The 4,905-nt window shown below is 66.5% G+C and carries 6 protein-coding genes; 3 read left to right on the forward strand and 3 right to left on the reverse strand.

Annotated elements, in window-relative coordinates:
* The first annotated feature begins 75 nt into the window (after positions 1-75).
* On the forward strand, positions 76-360 hold the full coding sequence (locus IEX93_RS11260; RefSeq protein ID WP_229906186.1) for a tyrosine-type recombinase/integrase: 285 nt from the start codon (positions 76-78) through the stop codon (positions 358-360).
* Between the two features lie 117 nt (positions 361-477).
* Here the strand turns inward: IEX93_RS11260 and IEX93_RS11265 are convergent, their stop codons facing one another.
* On the reverse strand, positions 478-912 hold the full coding sequence (locus tag IEX93_RS11265) for an RDD family protein (protein ID WP_188848282.1): 435 nt from the start codon (positions 910-912) through the stop codon (positions 478-480).
* Positions 906-1,835, reverse strand: coding sequence for a signal peptide peptidase SppA (gene sppA / locus IEX93_RS11270; protein ID WP_188848278.1), 930 nt, complete (start codon positions 1,833-1,835; stop codon positions 906-908). Before sppA ends, IEX93_RS11265 begins: the two co-directional genes overlap by 7 nt.
* A 29-nt stretch (positions 1,836-1,864) precedes the next feature.
* Here sppA and IEX93_RS11275 point away from each other — a divergent pair, with 29 nt between their 5' ends.
* Positions 1,865-3,010, forward strand: a complete 1,146-nt coding sequence (locus IEX93_RS11275) for a class I SAM-dependent rRNA methyltransferase (protein WP_188848279.1) — start codon at positions 1,865-1,867, stop codon at positions 3,008-3,010.
* A gap of 51 nt (positions 3,011-3,061) precedes the next feature.
* A complete protein-coding gene (locus tag IEX93_RS11280; protein ID WP_188848280.1) occupies positions 3,062-4,195 on the forward strand; it encodes a citrate synthase/methylcitrate synthase in 1,134 nt (377 codons plus the stop codon).
* A gap of 45 nt (positions 4,196-4,240) precedes the next feature.
* Here IEX93_RS11280 and IEX93_RS11285 read toward each other — a convergent pair.
* Positions 4,241-4,905 (reverse strand): ThiF family adenylyltransferase (locus IEX93_RS11285; RefSeq protein ID WP_188848281.1); only part of this gene is annotated, 665 nt, incomplete at its 5' end.

The following is a 4,905-nucleotide window of genomic DNA, read 5'->3' on the forward strand; positions in this document are numbered from 1 at the left end:
AAGTCACCCAAGAACTCTTGAAGCAGGCTAAGGGAGGGCGAGGAAGGAGTTTTGGGTAAAGCCCTGTTCTACGCCTTGCAGGAGAAGGCCGGAGTCTCCCGCATCACCCCCCACGGCCTCCGGCACACCTACACCTCCCTGGCCCTCCGGGCGGGCCTCCCGCCCAAAGTGGTGGCAGCCCGCTTGCGGCACGCTGACCCTACCTTCACCGTCAAGGTCTACCAGCAGCTCATAGAAGAGGACCACCGGGCTGGGGCTTTGTCCCTTGACACCTTGCTACACCTAAACACCCCGCAAACCCCCGCATCTACCGAAAAGACCAGGGCCACAAAACGCCCTTCCACACGCAAACAGGCCTAAGCCCCTTTCTCCTTTGCGTGCTGATAAGCGTGAGGTCGGTGGTTCAAGTCCACCATCGCCCACCAGTAGAACGCAAAGCTTCCCCCCTCGCCACCGAGGGGGGAAAGTTTTTGGGGGCTATTGGGGCCCATGGGTGTTGGGGGCTTGGGAAAGCCCCGTGCGCACCACCAGGGTGTCGGCGATGAGGTCGTGCCAGGCCTGGCGCCTGGGGTGGAAGAAGGCCCAGAGGTACCCAAGCCCTAGGGGCAGGGTGGAGAGGGTCTTGCCCACCACCTCCCGCATGAAGGCGGTGAGCCAGTCTACGGGCTTCCCGTCGGCGCGCACTACCTTCATCCCCAGGGCCATTTTTCCCGGGGTGGCCCCGAAAAGGGCGGTGAAGGCCACGTAGTAGGCCCAACCGGGAAGCCACTGGAAGAGGAGGTCCTGGGCCAAGGTGGTGGGGCCCAAGGGGTCCACGCCCGAGAGGGCCATCAGGAGAAGGCTTAGGGGGAGGAGCAAAAGGCTATCCACCAAAGAGGCCACAAGCCTTCGCCAGGGGCTTGCCACTACCACCATCCACCTCCCAGGTAGCGGTACTCCAGCCGAAGCCGGGCCTTTTCCCAAAGGCCTAACGGGCCTTCCCCTTGGGCGCCCGCCCAGGGCGCTTCTCCTAGAAGGCTTTCCCAAAGGCCCTGGGGCCTGGTGTAGCGCACGAGCCTAAAGCTTTCCAGCCCCGCCAGGGCCGCCGCCCGCTGGGCGGCCTCCTCCAGGTAGCCTTCCCCGTCGGCGAGGCCCAGGGCGACGGCTTGCTTGCCCGAGTAGATGCGGCCGTCCGCCAGGGAACGCACCCTCTCCAAGGGGAGGCGGCGCCCCTCGGCCACCCGGGTGAGGAAGAGCTCGTAGGCCTCCCGCATGTAGGTCTGGAGCACCCGCTTTTCCTCGGGGGAAAGGGGCCTAAGCCCCGAGGCCATGTCCTTCAGGGCCCCTTCCTTGAGGACCTCCACCCTTATCCCAAGCTTTTCCAGCAGGCCCTCCACCTCGGGGATGACGGAGATGACCCCGATGGAGCCGGTGAGGGCCGTGGGCGGGGTGAGGATCTCCCGGGCGGCGGTGGCCACGTAGTAGCCGCCGCTGGCCGCCACCCGGCCGAAGACGGCCACCAGGGGCTTTTCCTGGTCCAGGGCCTTTAAGGCCCGGTGGATGGCCTCGGTCTCGGTCACCGACCCCCCGGGGCTTTCCACGAGGAGGACCGCGGCCTTGATCCCCGGGTCTTCCCGGGCCTGGCGCACCTGGGAGAGGAAGGCCTCGAGGTCCTTCCCCCTGGGGATGCTTCCCCGAAGCTCCAAAAGGAGAACCTTCTCCCCCTGGCCGTAGAGGGAGGCTTCCCGCCAGGGCTTGGCCGGGGTTTTTTCCCCCGTGAGGCGGCCTAGGCCCACCACCCCTAAGGCCACCAAGGCGAGGAAGAGAAAGAGGGCCAGCCAGCGCTTCCGGTTCATGGCCCTAGCCTAAGGGATATCCTGGTCCTGTGCTTAGGGTGGTGGCCAGGCCGGGCAAGGAAAAGAAGCTTCTCAACTTTTACCCCAACCTCTACCGGGATGAGCTTTTGGAAGCCCCACTAGAAGCAGGGGTGGCGGAGGCCTTCGCCAGCGACGGGCGCTTTCTGGCCGTGGGCTACTACGACCCCCGCGCCTCCGCCCCCTTCCGGGCCTTCCGCTTTGACCGGGGGCCCCTGGACCGCCGCTTCTTCCTCGCCCGCTTCCAGAGGGCCTTAAGGCGGCGGGAGGGGCTTGGGAGCTTTTGCCGCCTGGTCCACGGGGAGGCGGACGGCCTGCCCGGGCTCGTGGTGGACCGCTTCGGGGAGGTGCTGGTCCTCCAGGTGCGCTCCCGGGGGATGGAGGCCTTGCGGGAGGTGTGGTTTCCCGCCCTTCTGGAGGCCTTCGCCCCCCGGGGGGTCTACGAGCGGAGCGATGTGGAGGCCCGGAGCCGGGAGGGGCTTCCCCAGCGGGTGGGGGTGGTCTACGGGGAGGTGCCCGAGGTCTTGGCGGTGGAGGAGGACGGCCTCCGGTTTCCCATCCCCTTGCGCCTCGCCCAGAAGACGGGGTTTTACCTGGACCAGCGGGAAAACCGCCGCCTCTTTGAGGCCATGGTGCGGCCCGGGGAGCGGGTTTTGGACGTGTTTAGCTACGTGGGGGGCTTCGCCTTAAGGGCGGCCCGCAAGGGGGCCTACGCCTTGGCGGTGGACAAGGACCTCGAGGCCTTGGCCGTCCTGGACCGGGCGGCCCTGGAGGCGGGGCTAAGGGTGGACATCCGCCACGGGGAGGCCTTGGCGGTGCTAAGGACCCTGGAAGGCCCCTTCCACCACGTGCTTCTGGACCCCCCCACCCTGGTGAAGCGCCCCGAGGAGCTTCCCGCCATGAAGCGCCACCTGGTGGACCTCGTGCGGGAGGCCTTGAGGCTTCTCGCCCCCGAGGGCTTTTTGTGGCTTTCTGCCTGCAGCTACTACCTCAAGGTGGAGGACCTTTTGGAGGTAGCCCGCAGGGCGGCCGCGGACCAGGGGAAGCGCCTTCGGGTCCACGCCGTCACCTACCAGCCCCCCGACCACCCCTGGAGCCTCCACATCCCCGAAAGCCTTTACCTCAAGACCCTTATCCTGCAAGAGGACGCCCTCTAGCGGGTATGATGGGGGAGGAAGCACCCTTGGGGTGCGGACAAGGAGGGATCTATGGAAGTGGCACGGGGTCTAGAAGGCGTCCTGTTCACGGAAAGCCGGATGTGTTTCATTGACGGGGAGGCGGGGAAGCTCTACTACTACGGCATCCCCATCCAGGAGCTGGCGGAGAAGAGCACCTTTGAGGAGACCACCTTCCTCCTCCTCCACGGGAGATTGCCCACCAAGGCGGAGCTTGAGGCCTTCGGGAAGGATCTAGCCCGACGCCGGGCCCTGCCCAAGGAGCTCCTCGAGGCTTTCCGGCGCTACCCCACCTCGGCCCACCCCATGAGCTTCCTGCGCACCGCCGTCTCGGAGCTCGGGATGCTGGACCCCACCGAGGGGGATATCTCCAAGGAGGCCCTTTACCAAAAGGGCCTTGACCTCATCGCCAAGTTCGCCACCATCGTGGCCGCCAACAAGCGCCTCAAGGAGGGCAAGGAGCCCCTTGCGCCCAGGGAGGACCTCTCCCACGCCGCCAACTTCCTCTACATGGCGAACGGGGTGGAGCCCTCCCCCGAGCAGGCCCGCCTCATGGACGCCGCCCTCATCCTCCACGCCGAGCACGGCTTCAACGCCAGCACCTTCACCGCCATCGCCGCCTTCTCCACCGAGACCGACCTCTACTCCGCCATCACCGCCGCCGTGGCCTCCCTCAAGGGCCCCCGGCACGGCGGGGCCAACGAGGCCGTGATGCGCATGATCCAGGAGATCGGCTCCCCGGAACGGGCCCGGGAGTGGGTGCGGGAGAAGCTCGCTAAAAAGGAGCGGATCATGGGCATGGGCCACCGGATCTACAAGGCCTTTGACCCCCGGGCCGGCGTCCTGGAAAAGCTCGCCCGCATCGTGGCGGAGAAGCACGGCCACTCCAAGGAGTACCAGATCCTGAAGATCGTGGAGGAGGAGGCGGGGAAGGTCTTGAACCCCAGGGGCATCTACCCCAACGTGGACTTCTACTCCGGGGTGGTCTACTCCGATCTGGGCTTCAGCCTGGAGTTCTTCACCCCCATCTTCGCCGTGGCCCGGATCTCGGGCTGGGTGGGGCACATCCTGGAGTACAAGGAGCTGGATAACCGCCTCCTCCGCCCCGACGCCAAGTACATCGGGGAGCTGGACAAGCCCTACGTGCCCCTTGAGGCCCGGGGCTAAAACCGTAAAGGGCTTCCCCCATCCCGGCTTGGGCCGGGATGGGGTTTAAAGCCCACAGAAGGCCTCGTAGTCTATAAGCTCCTTTTGGGTGGGGTGATCCCCGCAGACGGGGCAGGCGGGGTTTCGCTGGATCCTTAGCTTGCGGAAGCTTCCCTCCAGGGCGTCAAAGAGGAGGAGGTACCCCGCCAAGGGCTTTCCCAGGCCCAAAAGGAGCTTTAGGGCCTCCGACGCCATCAAGGCCCCCACCACCCCCGGCAAAACCCCGAAGACCCCCGCCTCGGCGCAGGAGGGCACCGTTCCCGGGGGCGGGGGTTTGGGGAAGAGGCACCGGTAGCAGGGCCCCATCTCCCCCGTCTCGGTGGGGTGGTGGAAGACGGCAAGCTGCCCGTCAAACTGGTAGATGGCCCCGAACACCAGGGGTTTCCCCAGGAGGACGCAGGCGTCGTTCACCAGGTAGCGGGTGGGGAAGTTATCGGAGGCGTCCACCACCAGGTCGTAGTCCTTCAGGATCTCCAGGGCGTTTTCCGAGGTGAGGCGGACGGGGTGGGCCTCAACCCGCACCAGGGGGTTGAGGGCCAAAAGGCGTTCCTTGGCCGCCAGGGCCTTGTGCTTGCCCACGTCCTCCGTGGCGTAGAGGACCTGGCGGTGGAGGTTGGAAAGCTCCACCCGGTCCATCTCCACGATCCCCACCCGCCCCACCCCCGCCGCCA

It is taken from the genome of Thermus composti, assembly GCF_014647535.1.
Taxonomy (GTDB): Bacteria; Deinococcota; Deinococci; order Deinococcales; family Thermaceae; genus Thermus; species Thermus composti.